At 40.2% G+C, this 18,983-nt stretch carries 12 protein-coding genes and 1 pseudogene; 7 read left to right on the forward strand and 6 right to left on the reverse strand.

All coding sequences use genetic code 11. From position 1 onward, the window contains the following. Positions 1-296 precede the first annotated feature (296 nt). The 6 genes and pseudogenes from H6G68_RS12715 to metK all read left to right on the forward strand — a co-directional run bounded on the left by H6G68_RS12715 (position 297) and on the right by metK (position 10,126). On the forward strand, positions 297-1,661 hold the full coding sequence (locus H6G68_RS12715) for an AAA-like domain-containing protein (RefSeq protein ID WP_190906981.1): 1,365 nt from the start codon (positions 297-299) through the stop codon (positions 1,659-1,661). A gap of 160 nt (positions 1,662-1,821) precedes the next feature. Further along, complete coding sequence (locus H6G68_RS12720; RefSeq protein ID WP_339327857.1) at positions 1,822-2,046, forward strand: zinc ribbon domain-containing protein; 225 nt, start codon at positions 1,822-1,824, stop codon at positions 2,044-2,046. Between the two features lie 587 nt (positions 2,047-2,633). Continuing rightward, positions 2,634-6,185, forward strand: coding sequence for a WD40 domain-containing protein (locus tag H6G68_RS12725; RefSeq protein ID WP_190906982.1), 3,552 nt, complete (start codon positions 2,634-2,636; stop codon positions 6,183-6,185). A gap of 600 nt (positions 6,186-6,785) precedes the next feature. Next, positions 6,786-7,116 (forward strand): annotated as a pseudogene (locus tag H6G68_RS12730) (reverse transcriptase N-terminal domain-containing protein); the annotation flags it as partial. Between the two features lie 449 nt (positions 7,117-7,565). Then, positions 7,566-8,570, forward strand: a complete 1,005-nt coding sequence (locus H6G68_RS12735) for a phosphoribulokinase (protein ID WP_190906983.1) — start codon at positions 7,566-7,568, stop codon at positions 8,568-8,570. A 281-nt stretch (positions 8,571-8,851) separates the two neighbouring features. Further along, the gene (metK, locus tag H6G68_RS12740) at positions 8,852-10,126 is read left to right on the forward strand and encodes a methionine adenosyltransferase (protein WP_190906984.1); all 1,275 of its coding nucleotides are present in this window, start codon (positions 8,852-8,854) and stop codon (positions 10,124-10,126) included. Positions 10,127-10,464: 338 nt separating this feature from the next. On the opposite strand, the gene H6G68_RS12745 is transcribed toward metK, so the two are convergent. Further along, a complete protein-coding gene (locus tag H6G68_RS12745; RefSeq protein WP_190906985.1) occupies positions 10,465-10,920 on the reverse strand; it encodes a pentapeptide repeat-containing protein in 456 nt (151 codons plus the stop codon). A 294-nt stretch (positions 10,921-11,214) separates the two neighbouring features. Continuing rightward, positions 11,215-12,096 carry an alpha/beta fold hydrolase gene (locus H6G68_RS12750; RefSeq protein ID WP_190906986.1) on the reverse strand — a complete coding sequence of 294 codons (882 nt, stop codon included), beginning with the start codon at positions 12,094-12,096 and terminating at the stop codon, positions 11,215-11,217. Between the two features lie 142 nt (positions 12,097-12,238). Here H6G68_RS12750 and H6G68_RS12755 point away from each other — a divergent pair, with 142 nt between their 5' ends. Further along, positions 12,239-12,658 (forward strand): C6orf136 family protein, encoded by a 420-nt coding sequence (locus H6G68_RS12755; RefSeq protein WP_190906987.1) that lies wholly within the window; start codon positions 12,239-12,241, stop codon positions 12,656-12,658. A 167-nt stretch (positions 12,659-12,825) separates the two neighbouring features. Here the strand turns inward: H6G68_RS12755 and H6G68_RS12760 are convergent, their stop codons facing one another. The 4 genes from H6G68_RS12760 to uvrA form a co-directional block, all read right to left on the reverse strand. After that, positions 12,826-13,854: a ParA family protein gene (locus H6G68_RS12760; RefSeq protein WP_190906988.1), complete on the reverse strand. Its 1,029-nt coding sequence runs from the start codon at positions 13,852-13,854 to the stop codon at positions 12,826-12,828. After that, complete coding sequence (locus tag H6G68_RS12765) at positions 13,851-15,044, reverse strand: ATP-binding protein (RefSeq protein ID WP_190906989.1); 1,194 nt, start codon at positions 15,042-15,044, stop codon at positions 13,851-13,853. The genes H6G68_RS12760 and H6G68_RS12765 overlap by 4 nt, the downstream gene beginning before the upstream one ends. A 70-nt stretch (positions 15,045-15,114) precedes the next feature. Beyond that, positions 15,115-15,549, reverse strand: a complete 435-nt coding sequence (locus tag H6G68_RS12770) for a DUF29 family protein (protein WP_190906990.1) — start codon at positions 15,547-15,549, stop codon at positions 15,115-15,117. Positions 15,550-15,667: 118 nt separating this feature from the next. Beyond that, the gene (gene uvrA / locus H6G68_RS12775; RefSeq protein ID WP_190906991.1) at positions 15,668-18,610 is read right to left on the reverse strand and encodes an excinuclease ABC subunit UvrA; all 2,943 of its coding nucleotides are present in this window, start codon (positions 18,608-18,610) and stop codon (positions 15,668-15,670) included. Between the last annotated feature and the right edge of the window lie 373 nt (positions 18,611-18,983).

Genomic DNA, 18,983 nt, shown 5'->3' on the forward strand with positions numbered 1-18,983 from the left:
TTTTGCAGGGGGGAAGAAAAGTCGTTTTGATTCTGTAAAATCGGATAATTTATTTTTTGGAGTTCTCTTAACTGTCTTAACTGTCTTTGCATTCTTATGAAAATTTTGAGATGTTCAGGTCGTGAAGTGCAAAGAAACACGCTTTAATCGGTTTTTGCTCAAGCATTTATAAACTACCCTGCCCTACTTCGTTGAGGGTGGGGTTTTTAAATTTTAGTTTGATGCTCAAAACAATTGACTTATTCATACTCTACCAAGTAGATTTTGTATCAGTAAACACTTTTGGTTCATAACCTATGGTATTAAAACAAAATAAAATAAGAAGAAAAAGAGGAGTTATACTAACCCCCAAAGGATTAAAACAATTACAAGAAGCGATTATATCTTGCGAGATAATTGAAAATCAAGGCTATCGCTTAACTCTAGACAAACTATCACAACGAACTAATATTTCCGCTAGAACTATCAGCCGATTGTGGTCTTTAAGTCAAGCAGTAGATCAAAAAACTCTTAAATTATGTTTTAATGCCTTTAATTTAGAATTGCATGAAGAAGATTATATCTTTTTGCAAGAAGAGAATGAAACAGAAATATTAGATATCTTATCAGAAGATTCACATATAATAGAAAAAAAATATTGGACATATCCAGATAGACCAGTACCGCTGGATTCTCCTTTATATATTGAACGTCCGCCTATAGAAGAACAGGTTTATAGAGAAGTTACTCAACCTGGTTGTGTAATTCGAATTCGTTCCCCCAGACAGATGGGTAAAACCTCTTTGGTACTGCGTTTATTAGCCTTTGCCAAGCAACAAGGTTATTGTACTGTTACAATAAATTGCTGGCAAATTGATGACAACTGTATAAATGATTTAAATAAGCTGTTGCGTTGTCTTTGCCAACAAATTGCCATACAATTAGGAACTGATATCAACCTTGATGATCAATGGGATGATGAGATTGGTTGTAAGTTGAGTTGTAGTTTGTACTTACAAAACTATTTACTGAAGCAGAGTGAAAGTCCAATAGTTTTAGCGTTGAGTGAAGTAGATCGCTTTTTTGAATATCCTCACATTGGCCGGGAGTTTTTTGCTTTGTTGCGTTCTTGGTGCGATGAAGCTCGACAAAATCAGCACTGGAAAAAATTGAGGTTAGTAGTAGTTTACTCTACAGAACAGTATATTTCTTTAGATATTCACCGTTCCCCATTTAATATTGGATTGCCTATCCGTCTAAAAGAATTTACCCAGCAACAGATAGAAGAATTAGCTAGAAGATACGGACTAGAATGGAATACCAGCAAAGAATCTACCCAGTTGATGTCTTTGGTAGGAGGTCATCCGGCATTAATTCAACTAGCTTTGTTTTCTCTTTGCTCTGGGACAATCACTTTAACAGAGTTGATAGATGAAGCGATCGCGAATGGAGGCATTTACCGTTATCATTTATGGCAACATTGGGTAAAACTGGAAGCTAATCCTACCCTGCGCCAGATTTATACTGAGCTAGTAGCAGCAAAGCAACCTATGATTCTTAATCCTGTAGATGCTTATAAGCTCGAAAGTTTAGGATTAATTACCTTTGAAGGCGATCGCATCTTACCGCGTTGTGAACTCTACCGCACTTATTTTGCCAAGCAACTATCTAATATTGTTTAAATTGCATCATTAGTCCCTTTAAGTGTCTTAACTGTCCTTGCATTTTCACTAAAAACACCAGAAGATATTCGCAAGCAAGATTTAAAGCAACTTCAGCCACTCAGATTCAGCAGATATAAATAGACTGCTGCAATAGTATTTTGCCTCAAACTCATATCTTGTGGCGAATTATTATGCTGAATTAGTTTTGCTGGAGAAAAAATCATCTCTGTCATTATCTCAAAGAGTATTCACCTGTGATTACTGTGGGTTTGATTGTGATAGAGATGTAAATGCTGCTCGTAACTTGAGTCAAGAAGCGGTCAGGTTGACCGTATTAGCCTGTGGACTAGATCGTGCCGACACGAATAGGATGAAGCAGGAAGAAAAAGCTGGCTCTTGTTAGCATTAGTTAGCTTTTTTGTATCGGATTGGACTTTGGACAAAAAAGAGTTGTTCGCGGGTAATTTACACGAATATAAAATGATTAATCTTGTTTATAGTTTTCCGCCTATTTGATTAAATCTGCTGACCCTACTAAGCTGTTACGCAGCTAAATTTAATAAACCGCATTACCTTTATTTTTAATTTTGCGCTCCCATTTAATAATCAAACCTCATTCATTTAGTGACTGCCAGATAAAAAAATATCCCATTGCTGTGTAAGCAGAGGAGGAAAAATTTTATCACCGTCTTCCCTTTCAAAATTAGATAATTTATTTTTTGGAGTTCCCTTAGCAATTTATTTAACAATTTTTCTATATGAATACTATTGGCTGACTGCTGAACGAGAATAGCGTCTCGAAAACAAGGCATTAGCTGATAGCTGAATGCTTACGTAATTTTTGAAAAATATCCTACACAAAAAATTTGATTCTTTTCTATTCCCTATTTTCTGCTGTAACTAAAAACCTCTTCCCTTGGTTTATAATAATGCTTCTACAAACTGCCTTTCAGCAAGCCCTAAATATTCACATTGATCTACTTATCTGATATGAAATATCAAGTTGGGGGTAGTCTGCCTACTGATGATCCTAGCTACGTAATTCGTCAGGCAGACGAACAACTCTATGGCAGCTTAAAGGACAGCGATTTTTGTTACGTCTTCAACTCTCGTCAAATGGGTAAATCATCTCTGTTACATCGCGTAAAATATCATCTGACGAATGAAGGTCATAGCTGTATATATATAGATATAACCCGCTTGGGTAGTGAAGATACAACAACTGAACAATGGTACAAAGGCATTATTATTAGTCTTTTTTACGACTTAAATTTAGCTGAAAAAGTTAATTTTAAAGACTGGTGGGAAGTGCAAGTAGGTCTTTCGCCTGTACAGAAACTACATAATTTTGTAGAAGAAATATTGCTGTCTCATGTCCCAAACCAGCGTATATTTATATTTATAGATGAAATTGATAGTTTGTTGAGTTTGAGTTTTCCAATCAGTGATTTTTTTGCTTGGATTCGTCATTGCTATAACCAACGCGCACACGACCCAAAATTCCAACGCTTAGGGTTTGCAGTATTTGGGGTAGCCAGTCCATCTGATTTAATCACTGATAAGCGGCGCACACCCTTTAACATCGGTACGGCCATCCAGTTGTCTGGTTTTACCCTGGAGGAAGCGACTCCATTACTAAAAGGATTAGAAAGCGTAGTCAGTCAACCGCAAGCAGTATTACAGAAAATTATTGACTGGACTGGTGGACAACCTTTTTTAACGCAAAAACTTTGTCAGTTAGTTGTGCAGACCGCATGGGAAACACCTCAAAAAAAAATTGAGTTACCACCAGCTACAGCAGGGTATTGGGTAGAACAACTGGTAAAAAAGCAGATTATTCAACACTGGGAAACAAAAGATGAACCCGAACACCTGCGTACCATTCGCGATCGCCTCCTCTTCGACGAACAACGAGCCGGTAGGTTGTTAGGGATTTATCAGCAGATGTTGCAAACTGAGGCTGGTAATCCACTTGTAGCCAGCGATGATAGTCAAGAACAAAAAGAACTTTTGTTGTCTGGTTTAGTGGAGAGACACCAAGGTTATCTCAAAATTAAAAATCCCATTTATCGGAATGTTTTTAATGAGCTATGGGTAATCAGACAGTTAGACAATTTGCGTCCTTACTCGCAAATCTTTAATGCTTGGGTAGCATCCCGTTATCAAGATGAGTCACGGTTACTACGAGGACAGGCTCTCAAAGATGCTCAAAGTTGGTCGCTCGGTAAAAGTTTGAGTGATTTGGATTATAAATTTTTTGCTGCTAGTCAAAAATATGAACAGCGCGAAATCCAAACAGCATTAGAAGCGGAAAGAGCTAAAGAAATAGAAGCAAGACTAGCACAAGAGAAAAAAACTGCTAAGTTGCAGGGAACTCTCCTAACTTTAATGTGTATTAAGTTGCTAATTTCTATTACTTTGGGATGCGGAATTTACATTTTGTATCGCCAATCCCAGAAAAGCGAAACTGAAGCCAAAAACAGTGAAATTCGCGCACTCGTATCTTCTTCTGAGGGAATGTTCGCCTCAAATCGCAGATTAGATGCTCTCGTAGAAGCAATTAAAGCCAAACAGAGACTAAAAAAACTAGAAAAACCAAATGCCAATATTGAGCATCAGGTGAATAATGTATTACAGCAAGCGGTTTATGGTGCAGATGAATACAATCGGTTTTCTGGTCATACAGCAGCTGTGATGGCAGTAGATGTCAGTCCTAATAGTTCTTTGGTTGCTTCCGCCAGTATAGATAAAACCATCAGACTATGGCGACGTGATGGTACAGAAGTGGCAACTCTTAAAGGTCATCAAGGAGCAGTTAGATCTGTTAAATTTAGTCCTGATGGCCAGTTACTAGCATCGGCAAGTGAAGATGCTACGATTAAACTCTGGAAACGGAAAGGTACAGACAGCCAATGGCACATTTCTAAAACATTTAAAGGTCACACTGCTTCCGTCTGGGGAGTCGCCTTTAGTCCTGATGGTCAGTTTCTAGCCTCTGCTGGTTGGGACAGAACGGTAAGGTTTTGGCAGCAAGATGGTAAACTCTTAAAAACATTTGCAGGTTACAAATGGGGATTTTGGGGAGTTGCTTTTAGTCCCGATGGTCAAACCGTTGCAGCTGCAAATCTAGATGGGACGGTAAAACTTTGGCAACCAGACACTACAGGCTGGCAGAACCCCAAACCCCTACAAATTCTCCAAGGTCATACAGCTTGGGTTGAGGGAGTCGCCTTTAGTCCTGATAGTCAGATATTAGCCTCAGCCGGTGAAGATAAAACTGTGAAACTTTGGCGGCGAAACAGTAAAGATGGCAGTTATCGCCTTGATAAAACTCTCTCTGGTCATAGTGCTGGGATTGCGGGAGTAGCATTTAGTCCCGATGGTCAGACTGTTGTCTCTGCCAGTCTCGACAAAACTATGAAACTTTGGAACATTGATGGTACAGAACTGAAGACGCTAAGAGGACATAATGCCTCTGTTTGGGGAGCGAGTTTCAGTCCTGATAGCAGCTTTATTGCTTCGGGGGGTGCAGAAAATCTTGTCAGACTCTGGCAAAGTCAAAATCCATTCCAAAAGAGTGTAATTGCCCATAGTGGAGGAATGTGGTCAATAGCTATTACCGGCGACAGTTCCACCATTGGCACAACCAGTCACGAAAACGTTGCCAAATTTTGGAGTCGTCAAGGCAAATTACTGAAAACTTTGACTGAAAAAAGTGTCATCTTCGAGGTTTCATTCAGTGACGATGGCAAGTTAGTTGCTCTTTTTGCTGACGATGCTATAGTAAAAATCCGGCGGCGAGATGGGACTAATGTTGCTAGTTACAAAGATACCCACGGCAAAATCACAGGTGCGGTTTTAAGTCCTGATGGTCAAGCGATCGCGATCGCTAATGTTGAGAAGATTGCTCAGATATGGAAACGCGATCAGCCTAAATCGCAGGTTATGAAAGGACATCAAGCCGAAGTGTGGCAAGTTGTCTTTAGTCCCGACGGTAAAATGGTGGCGACCGCCAGTGCTGATGGTACTGCGAAACTGTGGACACTGGAGGGTAAGTTGCTCACAACCCTCGTTGGACATTCTGCGTCTGTATGGAGAGTTGCCTTTAGTCCCAACAGTAAAATAGTAGCTACTGGCAGCGGTGACAATACCGTGAAGTTGTGGACGGTGAATGGCAAGTTATTGCAAACATTCAAAGGTCATACAGCTGCGGTTTGGGGGGTAGGGTTTAGCCCCGATGGTAAAATAATTGCTTCTGGTAGCGTGGATGCTACCGTCAAGCTTTGGAAACTGGATGGTACAGAAATAACCACCCTCAGAGGTCATACCGCCGCCATTAGAAAAATTGCTGTCAGCCGCGACGGTACTTTTTTAGCTTCTGGGGGTGATGATAACACACTAATTATCTGGAATTTGCCGCGCATTCTTAAACTCAATGCACTAGCTGATGGTTGCTCTCTTGTGCAGGATTATTTGAGAACTAATACCGCAGTAGAAGAAGGAGATGCCTTGGGCGGTAACCTACACCCTTTATGCCACTAAAATACCTTCTTCTCAACAAGACCTTCGCAAAAAAAGAGTATGAAGAGAGAGGGGTGCGATTCGTTGTTAGCTGAATCACGGTAATCAGCCCGTACATAAGCTAACCAACCCAATCCAAGCATGGAAAAGGTTGAACTCTCGGTCTGATATGGGTGAAAGTCCCATCTACCAGACTCAGGTATGACTCCCTATCTGCCCATGATGACCCGACTCGGTTTCGGGAGGTCAAAGCTGGAAGGCGCAATCAGACATCCGTTGTGAGGTGACACTGGTGCTAACGGGGAGTTCCCACGGTGAAACAGAGCCTAGAAAAGCAACTTACTTCAGAGCAGGACACAACATCAAAACCTGACTTCACTGGAGTCAATTCCCGCCGCATCTCCCTCTAATAGCGGCAAGAGTCCAGGGAATCCAGTGGTTGAAGTGGCTACACCTAACGGAACTAACAATCTAACCGAGGGAACGAAGAAAAACGGGTTGAGGGTCTAAGGGCGGTCGAACCCTATAAGTAGGCTGGACGAGCAGCGGAACTCCTTCAATTCGGGTAGGACAGACCGTAATTGGTCTGAGGTGTTCAGAATACACAAATTGGAGCAGAGCATGATTAGACACAGAGACAACTCTAGTGAATCCTGGAAGACGTTGCCTTGGAAGAAATTCCGCCGTAACCTATTTCGCCTACAAAGACGCGTGTATAAAGCGGTTCAAGTTGGAGACAAGCGCAAAGCAAAGTCCCTACAAAAGCTGATTCTGAAATCAACCGCAGCGAGATTACTGGCTATCCGTCAAGTAACACAGCTAAATGCACAGGAATTAGACAGCAGGAATAGACGGGAAAACCGCGCTCTCATTCGAGCAAAGGTTTCAACTGAGTGAAAAGCTCAGAACCGAATGCAACGACTGGAAACACCAGAGACTGCGTGAAATACCCGATGCCCAATGCCCAATGCCCAGCCCAAACACCTGATTTCTCGCGTCCCCTGCTAGAGGTAAAAATTTTATCTTTTCTTTATAGTATTATTACTTATTGACAGAAGTAGCATTATATCTAAGTTTAGAGCTATGAATAACTCAAAAAGTCAAAAATTTGATTGGTACACTAAAATATTATTCCTGACAGCAAATCTTGTTACAAAATGCATCTTTCTGTTAAAATCTAATATATCACTAAGATTAAATACTTACCAGCCAAGATATCAGGATAGTTTAACAAGTAACAAAGATAACTGTGTTGCTTACTAGTCTGGTATGCTATTCCCGTGCTGGATAGCAAGAACGCAGGATCACACCATTGGGGTAAACTCCTGGATTCAAAAAAAATCTGCTGTGTGAAAAAAAAATATTGATTGACACATCTTTTTTAGTATTTAGAGGAGATTTATGACAAGTAAGCCGGAACGCGTGGTACTGATAGGAGTAGCAGGAGACTCCGGGTGCGGTAAATCTACGTTTTTGCGTCGGTTAATCGATTTATTTGGTGAAGATTTCATGACAGTTATCTGTTTGGATGACTATCATTGCCTGGATCGTAAACAACGCAAAGAAACGGGGATAACTGCACTTGACCCCAGGGCGAACAATTTTGACCTCATGTATGAGCAAATTAAAGCGCTCAAAGAAGGTCAAGCGATTGATAAGCCGATTTACAACCACGAAACCGGCATGATCGATCCTCCAGAACGGATTGAGCCAAACCACATCATAGTAGTGGAGGGGTTACATCCTTTATATGATGAGCGCGTGCGATCGCTGCTCGATTTCAGCGTCTATTTTGACATCAGCGATGAAGTGAAAATTGCCTGGAAGATTCAACGCGATATGGCAGAACGAGGCCATCGCTACGAAGATGTTCTCGCACAAATTAACTCTCGTAAACCGGACTTTGAAAAGTTTATCGAACCACAACGAGAATTTGCCGATGTGGTTTTGCAAGTATTGCCGACAAACTTGATCAAAAACGATACCGAGCGTAAAGTGTTACGAGTACGTATGCTGCAACGGGAAGGTAAGGAAGGCTTTGAGCCAACCTACCTCTTTGATGAAGGTTCAACAATTCAGTGGACTCCCTGCGGACGGAAACTGACTTGCTCCTACCCTGGAATGCAACTATACTATGGTTCCGATGTCTACTACGGTCGTTACGTCACCGTGTTAGAAGTAGACGGTCAATTTGACAATTTAGAAGAAGTAATTTACATCGAAACTCATTTGAGCAATACATCCACCACATACCAAGGTGAGATGACTCACTTGTTACTCCAACACCGAGAATATCCTGGTTCCAACAACGGTACTGGTTTATTCCAAGTGCTGACAGGCTTGAAAATGCGTGCTGCTTATGAGCGATTGACATCTAAAGAAGCAAAGTTAGCGGTTCAAGTCTAAAGCAAGCTGTGTTTGTGAATACAAAAAGGGGGACATCTTATGGGTGTACCCCTTTTTTTGCGTAACCTCATATTGTGTTCTGTTAAAGACTTATAATTAGGGAACCGCGCGGAAAGTTTTTTTGATAAGTAATTAAGCGAACACGAGATCATGAGTTTGCAGATGAACAGCGAAATTCTATCAGTAAGTGTGTAAATATTGTTATTATTTCATAAATTAGTAGCTGAACTAAATACTCATTCTTTAGTCAGTGAGCAAAATTAGTCAAGGAGGAATTTCCTTTGTCTCGACGCTATCTATTTACCTCCGAGTCAGTCACCGAAGGCCATCCCGATAAAATCTGTGATCAAATTTCGGATACTATTCTGGATGCTTTATTAACACAAGACCCCAGTAGCCGGGTTGCAGCCGAAGTAGTTGTTAATACGGGCTTAGTACTAATTACTGGAGAAATTACTACCAAAGCCAATGTCAATTTTGTCAATTTAGCCCGGAAGAAGATCGCGGAAATTGGCTACACTGATGCAGTCAACGGCTTTTCTGCTAATAGCGCCAGTGTATTGGTAGCTTTAGATGAACAGTCTCCTGATATTGCTCAAGGTGTAAATACTGCTCAAGAAACCCGCACTGAGGATAGTGAAGAACTATTCGACAAAATCGGCGCTGGTGATCAAGGTATCATGTTTGGTTTTGCTTGCAACGAAACACCAGAATTGATGCCCTTGCCTATTAGTTTAGCTCACCGCATTGCCCGGAGATTGGCAGCAGTGAGAAAAACAGGTGATTTACCATACCTGCGTCCTGACGGAAAAACGCAAGTTACCGTAGTCTATGAAGATGGAAAACCTGTAGGTATAGACACAATCTTGATTTCTACCCAGCATACACCTAATATTGGGGATATTACGGATGAGGCAGGGGTACAAGCCAAGATTAAAGAAGACCTGTGGTCAGCAGTAGTGGAACCTGTGTTTGGTGATATTGACGTTAAGCCAGATCAGGGTACACGTTTTCTCGTTAACCCTACAGGTAAATTTGTCATAGGTGGACCACAAGGTGATTCTGGTCTCACAGGACGAAAAATTATTGTCGATACCTATGGTGGTTATTCACGACATGGTGGTGGTGCTTTCTCTGGTAAAGACCCCACAAAGGTAGACCGTTCCGCTGCTTATGCTGCTCGCTATGCGGCGAAAAATATTGTGGCTGCTGGGTTAGCAGAAAAATGTGAAGTCCAGTTAAGTTATGCCATTGGTGTAGCGCGACCGGTCAGCATTTTTGTGGATACCTTTGGTACGGGCAAAGTGGATGATGAAATTTTACTGGAATTAGTCAAAGAGTACTTTGAACTGCGACCAGCTGGCATTATCCATGCTTTCAATTTACGCAACCTACCAAGTGAACGAGGCGGACGTTTTTATCAGGACATCGCGGCTTACGGTCACTTGGGACGTAGTGATTTGGATTTACCTTGGGAACGTACTGACAAGGTGGATTTATTGAAGCAAGCCGCTAATAAGTTACTTTCAGAAGTTGTTGCTCAGGCATTAACTTAAAATGTGATGACTTGAGGTGATAGGTAATGTGAATCTCTGACCTCATCTTCATCACCATTGATATTAGAAAACCTCTGCTTTTATATCAAGCAGAGGTTTTTTTAGTAGTGATGATTGCTTTTCTAGCAGCTAGTACCGCTTTCTGGGAATTAAAAATCAAAAAAGCAGATTACACAAGCTTTTTAGGAATTTTTAATGGTAGCTTTATTTCCGCTACATTGTACTAGCTACCAGGAAGCAGAACCTGGAAAATATGATTGAGTTTTGACTCTGTGAACGCTTATCAAGCGGATGGTGCAGAACTTAAACCCTGTGATGAAACTGATAACTGTTAACTGTTAATCCCAGTCAGGAATTTTAGCGTCTTCTCCACCAATACCGATGCCAGTATTGTATATTTCTGCATCAGTGATAGTTAAGTTATTCATTGATGCTTGATAGACGTTGGAATCATTAATAGTCGCACTGGTGAGATTTGCACCATTGAGATTGGCTTGCTTCAAATTCACGTTAGTGACAAAAGCTGATGTTAAATTAGCACCGGCTAAATTTGCTCCAGTGAGGTCAGCACCTTCAAGGTTAGCATCTGTTAAGTTAGCTCCTTGGAGATTTGCTCCTCGTAAATCTGCACCAATTAAATGAGCGCCACTGAGGTTTACTCTTGATAAATTGCACTTGATGCATTCCCCAGTTGACAATAGCTTCTGTAAATCTTGCGTATTCCCAGCTTGAACTGAGTTAGCTAAAAATAGGGGAGCGACTAAGGCTATAACTGCTAATAGCTGGCGTTTCATAATTTTTTCCCCCTTTTGGTATGGAGTAGCATCCGTTCTTTCCCTCACTACTTTATTATCTCACTAAATGGCTGAGGGATGCTGATTTACTTCACAATATAGATGTGATGTTTTAGAAATTGGCTATTAAGGCTAAAACTATGATTGGGCTTAGGTTTGAGCTATGTTTAATTCCTGATTTTAGGTAAATTACCTCTATTAAATTTAGTGTTAAATATTTTTAAGTTGATTTACATAGCATAGTTTAGCCTGAGTAGTAAATGAGTATTTTATCCTATGAAAAAGCTTTTTTATTTAAGAGTTAGTACTATTTTTTTGCAGCAGAAATTCTTGCATATACTCTGTAACTAATTCTGGCTGTTCTTGCTGTACCCAATGACCAGAATTAGGAATATATTTGATTTGTAAATTCCTAACATATTCTTGTGTTCCATAGGTTAGTTCTTTACCCAGTGCGGTGTCATGTTCTCCCCAAATCATCAAGGTGGGGACTTCGAGAATACTCCAATTTTTATTTGGTTTTAACTGAGAAAATAAGTTGCGATAATAGTTCAACATAGCTGTGAGTGCGCCACGTTTAGCAGCAGCATCTTTGTAAGCTTCAATATCTGCTGTGGTGAAGGCATTTTTATTGAAAGCTGTACCTTGAATAACTTTAGCTATGGCTTCATAGTCTGAGGTTTGGAGGAGTAGTTCGGGAATCAAAGGGAATTGAAATAAGAAAATGTAGTAGCTGCGTAATAGTTGCTGGGGAGTACTTAAGCCTTGGGAAAATTTGGCGGGATGGGGGAGGTTGAGTATAATTAGTTTTTCTACCATATCTGGGTGAGCGTAGGCAAAATTCCAAGCGATCGCACCACCCCAATCGTGAGCAACTAAAATACAACTTTCGTATCCTAATCCCCGAACTACTCCCTCAATATCTTTGACAAATTCATCCATGACATAAGCTGATTTTGCTTGGGGTTTATCACTATCGTTATAGCCACGTAAATCAACAGCAACAACTTGATAATTTTGAGAGAATTCGGGAATTTGATGTCGCCAAGAATACCAAAACTCAGGAAAACCATGTAGCATTAACATTAAGGGGCTTTCGCCTTGAGTAACGTAGTGCAGTTGGATTCCGTTGGTGGTTATATAGGCGTGTGTCCAAGAATTTTCGATTATAGACATAGAATTTAACTAATTTTGTGCAAATTACTGTAAAAGCAATTATACGGAGTATTTTTTAGAGAAACATCTATTAAAAGTTAGGGTGTAAATGAGTAAAGTATAAATCTGTGGTGTCTAGAAAAATTCTTAAGGTATAGAATCAATGGTTAAATTACAAATTGAACAGATAATTGCAATTCTCAAACAGGATTTACCCACATTGCTTGAGTCAGATATTTCTTATGATATATATACACAGGATATCTTTTTTCGTGACCCAGTAAATAAATTTAAGGGTAAGTTTAATTATCGGATTATTTTTTGGACTTTGCGGTTTCACGCGCAGTTATTTTTTACGGAAATTGATTTTGATTTAGATGATGTTTCTCAGTCTGCGGAAGATGCGATTTTAGCGAAGTGGACTGTACGCGGGGTTTTGCGTGTTCCTTGGAAAGCGCGGTTGTTTTTTAATGGGTATTCGACTTATAAGTTGAATGATGAGGGTTTAATTTATGAGCATATTGATACTTGGGATAGGGAACCGGGGGAGATTTTAAAGCAGTTTTTTAGGAAGGGGGAGTGATTTGGTGTTTTTTGTTATTGATGAATTTTGCGTTGGTGTTGAGGGTGGGTGGTGATTAAACCACGAAGGCGCGAAGGGCGCGAAGCGTCTCCGACAGGAGAAGGAAAGGAAGAGAGGAAGAAGAAAGGCTATGTCTAGCTAAGACGGGAGATTTCTATACGCTAGATTTAGGGAATGTTCACTTGTGTTCTTTCGGCTATTTTATAAGCTAGTTTTTTAAAATCCTCATAAACATTTCTCACTACCTTAGTATGAGCGCCAATAGCACCATCAGCAGGTTTTAAGTAAAACATAGGTTTATGAGCTTCTTGAGCCATTGGCATCAAACTTTGGTAGTTTTTAAGTAAGGCTAAACAATTTGGATCATTTTCAATAGAAATTAGATTTTCACCAGGCTGATCTAAAACATCTTCTCTATAAACCGTGGGAATACGAGCTATCCAACGTTCATAAGCTTTGACTGGACGATCTAATCTTACTGAATGCTGTAAAACAATATAACCAACAGGTTGCATTGTTCCTTGGGGAAGTTGTAAATCTTTTGCTAAACTCTTTTTACCTGAAGAATTTGTTTTAGATAATCTTTCTTGCCACTCTCCACGCCAAGTTCTTAATGTAGGTCCAAGGTTACGCAAGCCTTGGAGAGAAAATAAATCTGGTGCAAGCGGAACAACAACATAGTCAGCGGCAATTAATGCTGCACGATTTATTGCTCCTAAATTAGGTCCCAAATCCATCAATATTACATTTGCTTCATGTTTAACGGCTGTTTGTTGGAGAATTCTCCAAAAAGCAGAGATTACTCGGAAAGCTCTTTCCTGACCACCTCCACCAAGACAATTAGGCCATTGTGCTGAAAGCTCATCTTCAAAACCAGAAAGTGCTAAATCTCCAACTAAAAGAGCTAAGTTTTCAGATTCTTGGATATATTCTAAATGTGGATTATCAATATCACCAATACCTTTTAACAAAGGTTGTACGCAATCAAATACAGTTTTTGGTTCACTATTTCCTAACCAAATTTGTTCCAATCTTTCCTCATCTAAGAAAGCAGTAGTAAGGTTAGCTTGGGGGTCTAGATCAGCAGCAACTACTCGCAATCCCAAATCTTGATACATCCATGCCAAGTGATAAACCAAAGAAGTTTTACCAACTCCTCCCTTGTTATTAAAGAAAGCAATAATCTTTGCACTCATGATTTTCTCTTCAGTGTTACCAAAACATGGGTATCTTCTACAGTAAATTCTAGAGGTGGATTACCATTTTTCAGAAGTTGCTGACGAGCAAGTTCAATTCCTAAACCAAATCTTTGGACATAACCAAGATTTTTCATTGCTTCAGCCAGGTGAGGATTGCGATAGTCAGTTATGCCTGGTTGACCAAAGTTTTGCCGATTTACTTGACCAAAAGGTCCACCAGGATTTTGAATTTCGATCCGGTCATTAAACCATGTAATTCTGACTGGTGCATTTGTCCCTTCATAGGTACGATGCATGACTGCATTTCTTCCTAATTGTTGTAAAGCAACTATTGGATAATCAGGTTTTTGTAACTCAATTGGTTGGGCTGTAATATCTGTTGCTACTGAGATATTAACTTGAAAAATTTCGTCTAGCATTCGCAACAAATCTGGAAGAGCGCCACCAATTTCTTTTTGGTCTTTAATCGGGTCTGTTAACTCAGTACCATCAATGCGGAGAAATTGAATATAGGCACAGGGAACAAATTGTCTAGGGTCATTACCAATAACTAATACACCCAAAATAGTTGGTTTAGGCAACGCATCAATTGTTGCAAACCGCATTGATTTGAGTTGTTGTTCAACTGAACGTTGATTTTCTTGCAAAACATCATTTGCTAAAGATGAGGGTAAATAAACTCGACGAAAAATTTCTAAATCGAGATCATCTAAACTAGCTGATGTTAAAGGTCGTAAATCAAAAGGTAAATCTTTTGAACGTCTTTTTTCAGCTAAACGACGTTCTTCTTCTGCTGTTGCAGTAGCTCTGCGGGGACCAACTCTAATCCAAACTCGTCCCTTAAAACGGACAGGTGGGGCATCGGATGGTTCTACAATTACTACTGCTAGTTCACATCCACCAATATTGCGTTTTTGGACAATCGTTGATGGAAAAGGTAAGATGTTGCCATCATCTCGCATACCTGAAAGTGTCAGCAGAAGTTGATCATCTATGGAAAGGTTGGCACAAGTTCCATTATCATTAACCCCAATAAATAAAACTCCTGGTTGTTGATGGTTCGGTAAATCATTAGCGAATGCACAAATCGCTTCACAAAGTTTACCTCTATCGGATATTGAAGCTTTACGTTCCACACGGTCTGATTCCATGTCATTGAGGAGAAATTGTAAATCCTGATCATTCATTTATCTTCTCCTTCTCTATTACCTATTATTAATAGTAATTGTATTTGTCGGCTACTGCGATTCAGATACCTTATTTAATTCTCTCCTCCAAAATCAAATCCATAGCTCCCCGAATCACCTCATTCTGATTTACCAAACCCCCTAATTCATCTGCTGCATATCTCCCTTCAAAAGCCTCCAAAGCCGCTTTTCTTAAAGCCGACTCATAGGCATCTTGCAAAGTTTCCCATAACTCATCTTCCGTTAAATAACAACCCTTACCCTTCGGGCGTTGATTAGTGCGTTGAATTTGCTTAACAGAATTAAAAATAGAAGTTTCCCAAGACCTAGTAGAGCGTTTTTCAGCCGCTTGTTTAATCAAGTGTAATAAAACAATCATCCCATAACTAAAAATCTTATTTAACTTATCCGACTTACTCATTTCCTCCAACTCTTCCACCAATTCCAAAGCTTCAGAAACTTTCCCCTCATGCAATAATTCCTTTAACATTAATAACTCTTCCATATTTCCTTTCTCCTCTCTGTGCCTCTGCGCGACGGACACTTTGCTCTCTTCGAGACGCTTCGCGAACAAGTCGGGAAACCCGCCCACGCAAGTGTCCTCCTCTGCGTGAGAAAAAAATCTACTTCATTGCCGGATATTGCTTCAACACCTGCTGTAAATACTGCCCAGTATAAGATCGCTGATTCTTCGCTACATCTTCTGGCGTTCCTACTGCAATTATTTCTCCTCCTTTATCTCCACCTTCTGGCCCCAAATCTATTACCCAGTCAGAACAACGAATTACATCTAAATTATGTTCAATGACTAAAATCGAATTTCCTTTATCCACCAATCTTTGTAAAACATCTAATAATTTGTGGACATCATAAAAAGACAAACCTGTGGTTGGTTCATCTATTAAATAAAGTGTCTTCCCTGTGGCACGTCGAGATAATTCGGTTGCTAATTTCACTCGTTGCGCTTCTCCACCAGATAATGTTGTGGCTGGTTGTCCTAACTGTACATAACCTAAACCGACATCAACTAAAGTTTGTAATCTCGTCACTGCTTTGGGAATGTTTTGACAAAATTCTAATGCTTCTTCAACTGTCATGTTGAGAACATCAGAAATTGATTTATCCTTATATTTCACTTGTAAGGTTTCCCGGTTGTATCTCGCACCTTTACAAATTTCACACTGCACGTAAACGTCAGGGAGAAAGTTCATTTCAATGACATTCACACCTTGTCCGCTACAAGCTTCACAACGTCCACCTTTAACGTTGAAAGAAAATTGTCCAGGTTTATAACCTCTGGTTTTGGCTTCGATTGTTTGGGAAAAGACATCGCGGATAATATCGAAAACCCCTGTGTAAGTTGCGGGGTTAGAACGGGGAGTTCTGCCAATGGGTGATTGGTCGATAACGATCGCTTTATCAACGGAATTTAAACCCTTGATTTCATCGATATCTTTGGGTAAAGGAGCTTTTTTTAGTAAATGATGTTGTAAAGCTGGATAAAGTAATTCGTTAATTAAAGTAGATTTTCCCGAACCAGAAACACCAGTGACAGAGACAAGTTTCCCCAAGGGAATTTCGACATCGATATTTTGTAAGTTGTTGCGACGAGCATTTCTAATAGTTAAAGTCCGTCCGTTTCCTTCCCTTCTTTGGGCTGGTGTACTGATGACTCTTCTTCCTGATAGGTAAGCACCGGTTAAAGAATCTTCGGCATTGAGTAAGTTCTCTAAACTTCCTTGAGAAATAATATTTCCCCCGTGAATTCCGGCACCGGGACCGATATCAACTATATAATTAGCTGCGCGAATAGTTTCTTCGTCATGTTCAACGACTATTAAGGTATTTCCTAAATCGCGTAATTTGGTTAAGGTTTTCAGCAACCTGCCGTTATCTCTTTGATGTAAACCAATGCTGGGTTCATCTAAAACGTAAAGAACTCCTGTTAGTCCGGAACCGATTTGTGTAGCTAGACGAATGCGTTGAGCTTCTCCACCTGATAATGTCATGGCAGGACGATCTAAGGTGAGATAATCTAAGCCGACATCTAATAAAAATTGTAATCTGGCTTTAACTTCTCTGAGAACTAAATCAGCAATTTGCGTTTGCCGCGGACTCAAGTTTAAATTTTCTACTCTTTCCCGACATTGGCGAATGGAAACGCTAGTAAAATCTAAAATTCCATATTGTCCTAACTTTACTGCTAAAGCTTCCGGTTTTAACCTTTTTCCCTTACATATTTCACAGGGTTGATCAATTAAATATTCTTCTAACTTCTGTTTAACTAACTCGGTTCCGCCTTCATATTGCCGTTGCAAAATGGGAATTACACCTTTGAAAATCTGCTTTTTCCCTTCTGGGGTTTTTTTGTCTTCTTCCCCATACAAGACAATTTTTTGCTGTTCCGGTGTCAACTTACCCCATTGTGTCTGCAACTCAAACCCATAAGTCTGTCCCAGACTATAAAGCAACTCTAAATAATAGGAGTTTTCTTTTTCTGACCAAGGGGCAATTGCCGCATACATCGGTGCATCTGGGTTAGGTACTACCAATTCCTGGGAAAATCTTTTTAAGGTGCCGATACCGTGACAATGGGGACAAGCACCATAAGGTGAATTAAAAGAAAACAAACGTGGTGATAATTCTTCCATTACCGCACCATGTTCTGGACAAGCAAAGTTTTCAGAAAACACCATTTCTACAGGTGATTCTTGTTCCGAAATACCTTGATTTTCTCCTGGGGTTACTATATACTTACTATCAGACCGCTCCAGCGCTACCTTATCAATTGTGTCATTTAATACTTCAATTATAGCAATGCCGTGTGATTGCTTAAGACAGGTAGAAAGAGAATCGACTAAACGCTCTTGTATTCCAGCTTTTTTAACTAAACGGTCAATAACCAGTTCTATAGTATGTGTGATATTTTTATCTAATTCGATGGAATCTGATAGCTCTCGCACCTCTCCATTTACCCTCAGCCTTACAAATCCTTGGGCTGCTAAACTGGATATGAGTTTGCGGTGAGTCCCCTTTTTACCCCGGACAACAGGAGCGAGAATTTGGAACCGGGTGCGATCGCTCAATTCCATAATCCGATCGCACATCTGGTCAATGGTTTGGGGAGCAATACAGCGATCGCACATCGGACAATGAGGTTCACCAGCCCGACCAAACAACAACCGCAGATAATCATAAATTTCCGTCACCGTCCCCACAGTAGAACGAGGATTATGGGAAGTTGATTTTTGGTCAATGGAAATTGCCGGACTTAAACCTTCAATTGCTTCCACATCCGGTTTATCCAACTGTCCCAAAAATTGCCTGGCATAGGCGCTGAGAGATTCCACATAACGCCGCTGTCCTTCCGCGAAAATGGTATCAAACGCCAAAGAAGATTTACCGGAACCAGACACGCCAGTAAAGACAATCAAGCGATCGCGTGGCAACTCCAAATCAATATTTTTCAGATTATGCTGCCTAGCACCCCGAATGCGAATAGTATTCTGGCTGTCGTTTGGGTATGGAAGACTACCGTTTAAAGATGCTGCTAGATTTTCTGACATATTGACAGGCTGAAGGAATGTTGCACAGTGAAACAGTTCTTAATAATACTATCTTTGCTCAGGTTATGCTAGAAAAGTATGTCTCTCATAATTAGACAAAATTAAATTCATTCGTGGAGACAGGGAATAGGGAACAGAAAGACTATGTGTGTAATAGATTCTCTCTAAGTACATATTTCCTGAATTGGCTAGATAATTACAGAAAATCTTGCTGAGGATAGATTTATGGTTTCGCAAATCCCAGCACCAGCCCAGCCAGGGGTCATCCGATTGTAGATTGTGGATTTTGGATTGACTCCAAGGATAAATCCGGGGGCTGGAAGATTTTGGATTGTGGATTTCCGATTGATTCCACTCCCCAATGGCAAATTTT

Source organism: Anabaena catenula FACHB-362 (assembly GCF_014698735.1).
GTDB classification, from domain to species: Bacteria; Cyanobacteriota; Cyanobacteriia; order Cyanobacteriales; family Nostocaceae; genus Anabaena; species Anabaena variabilis_A.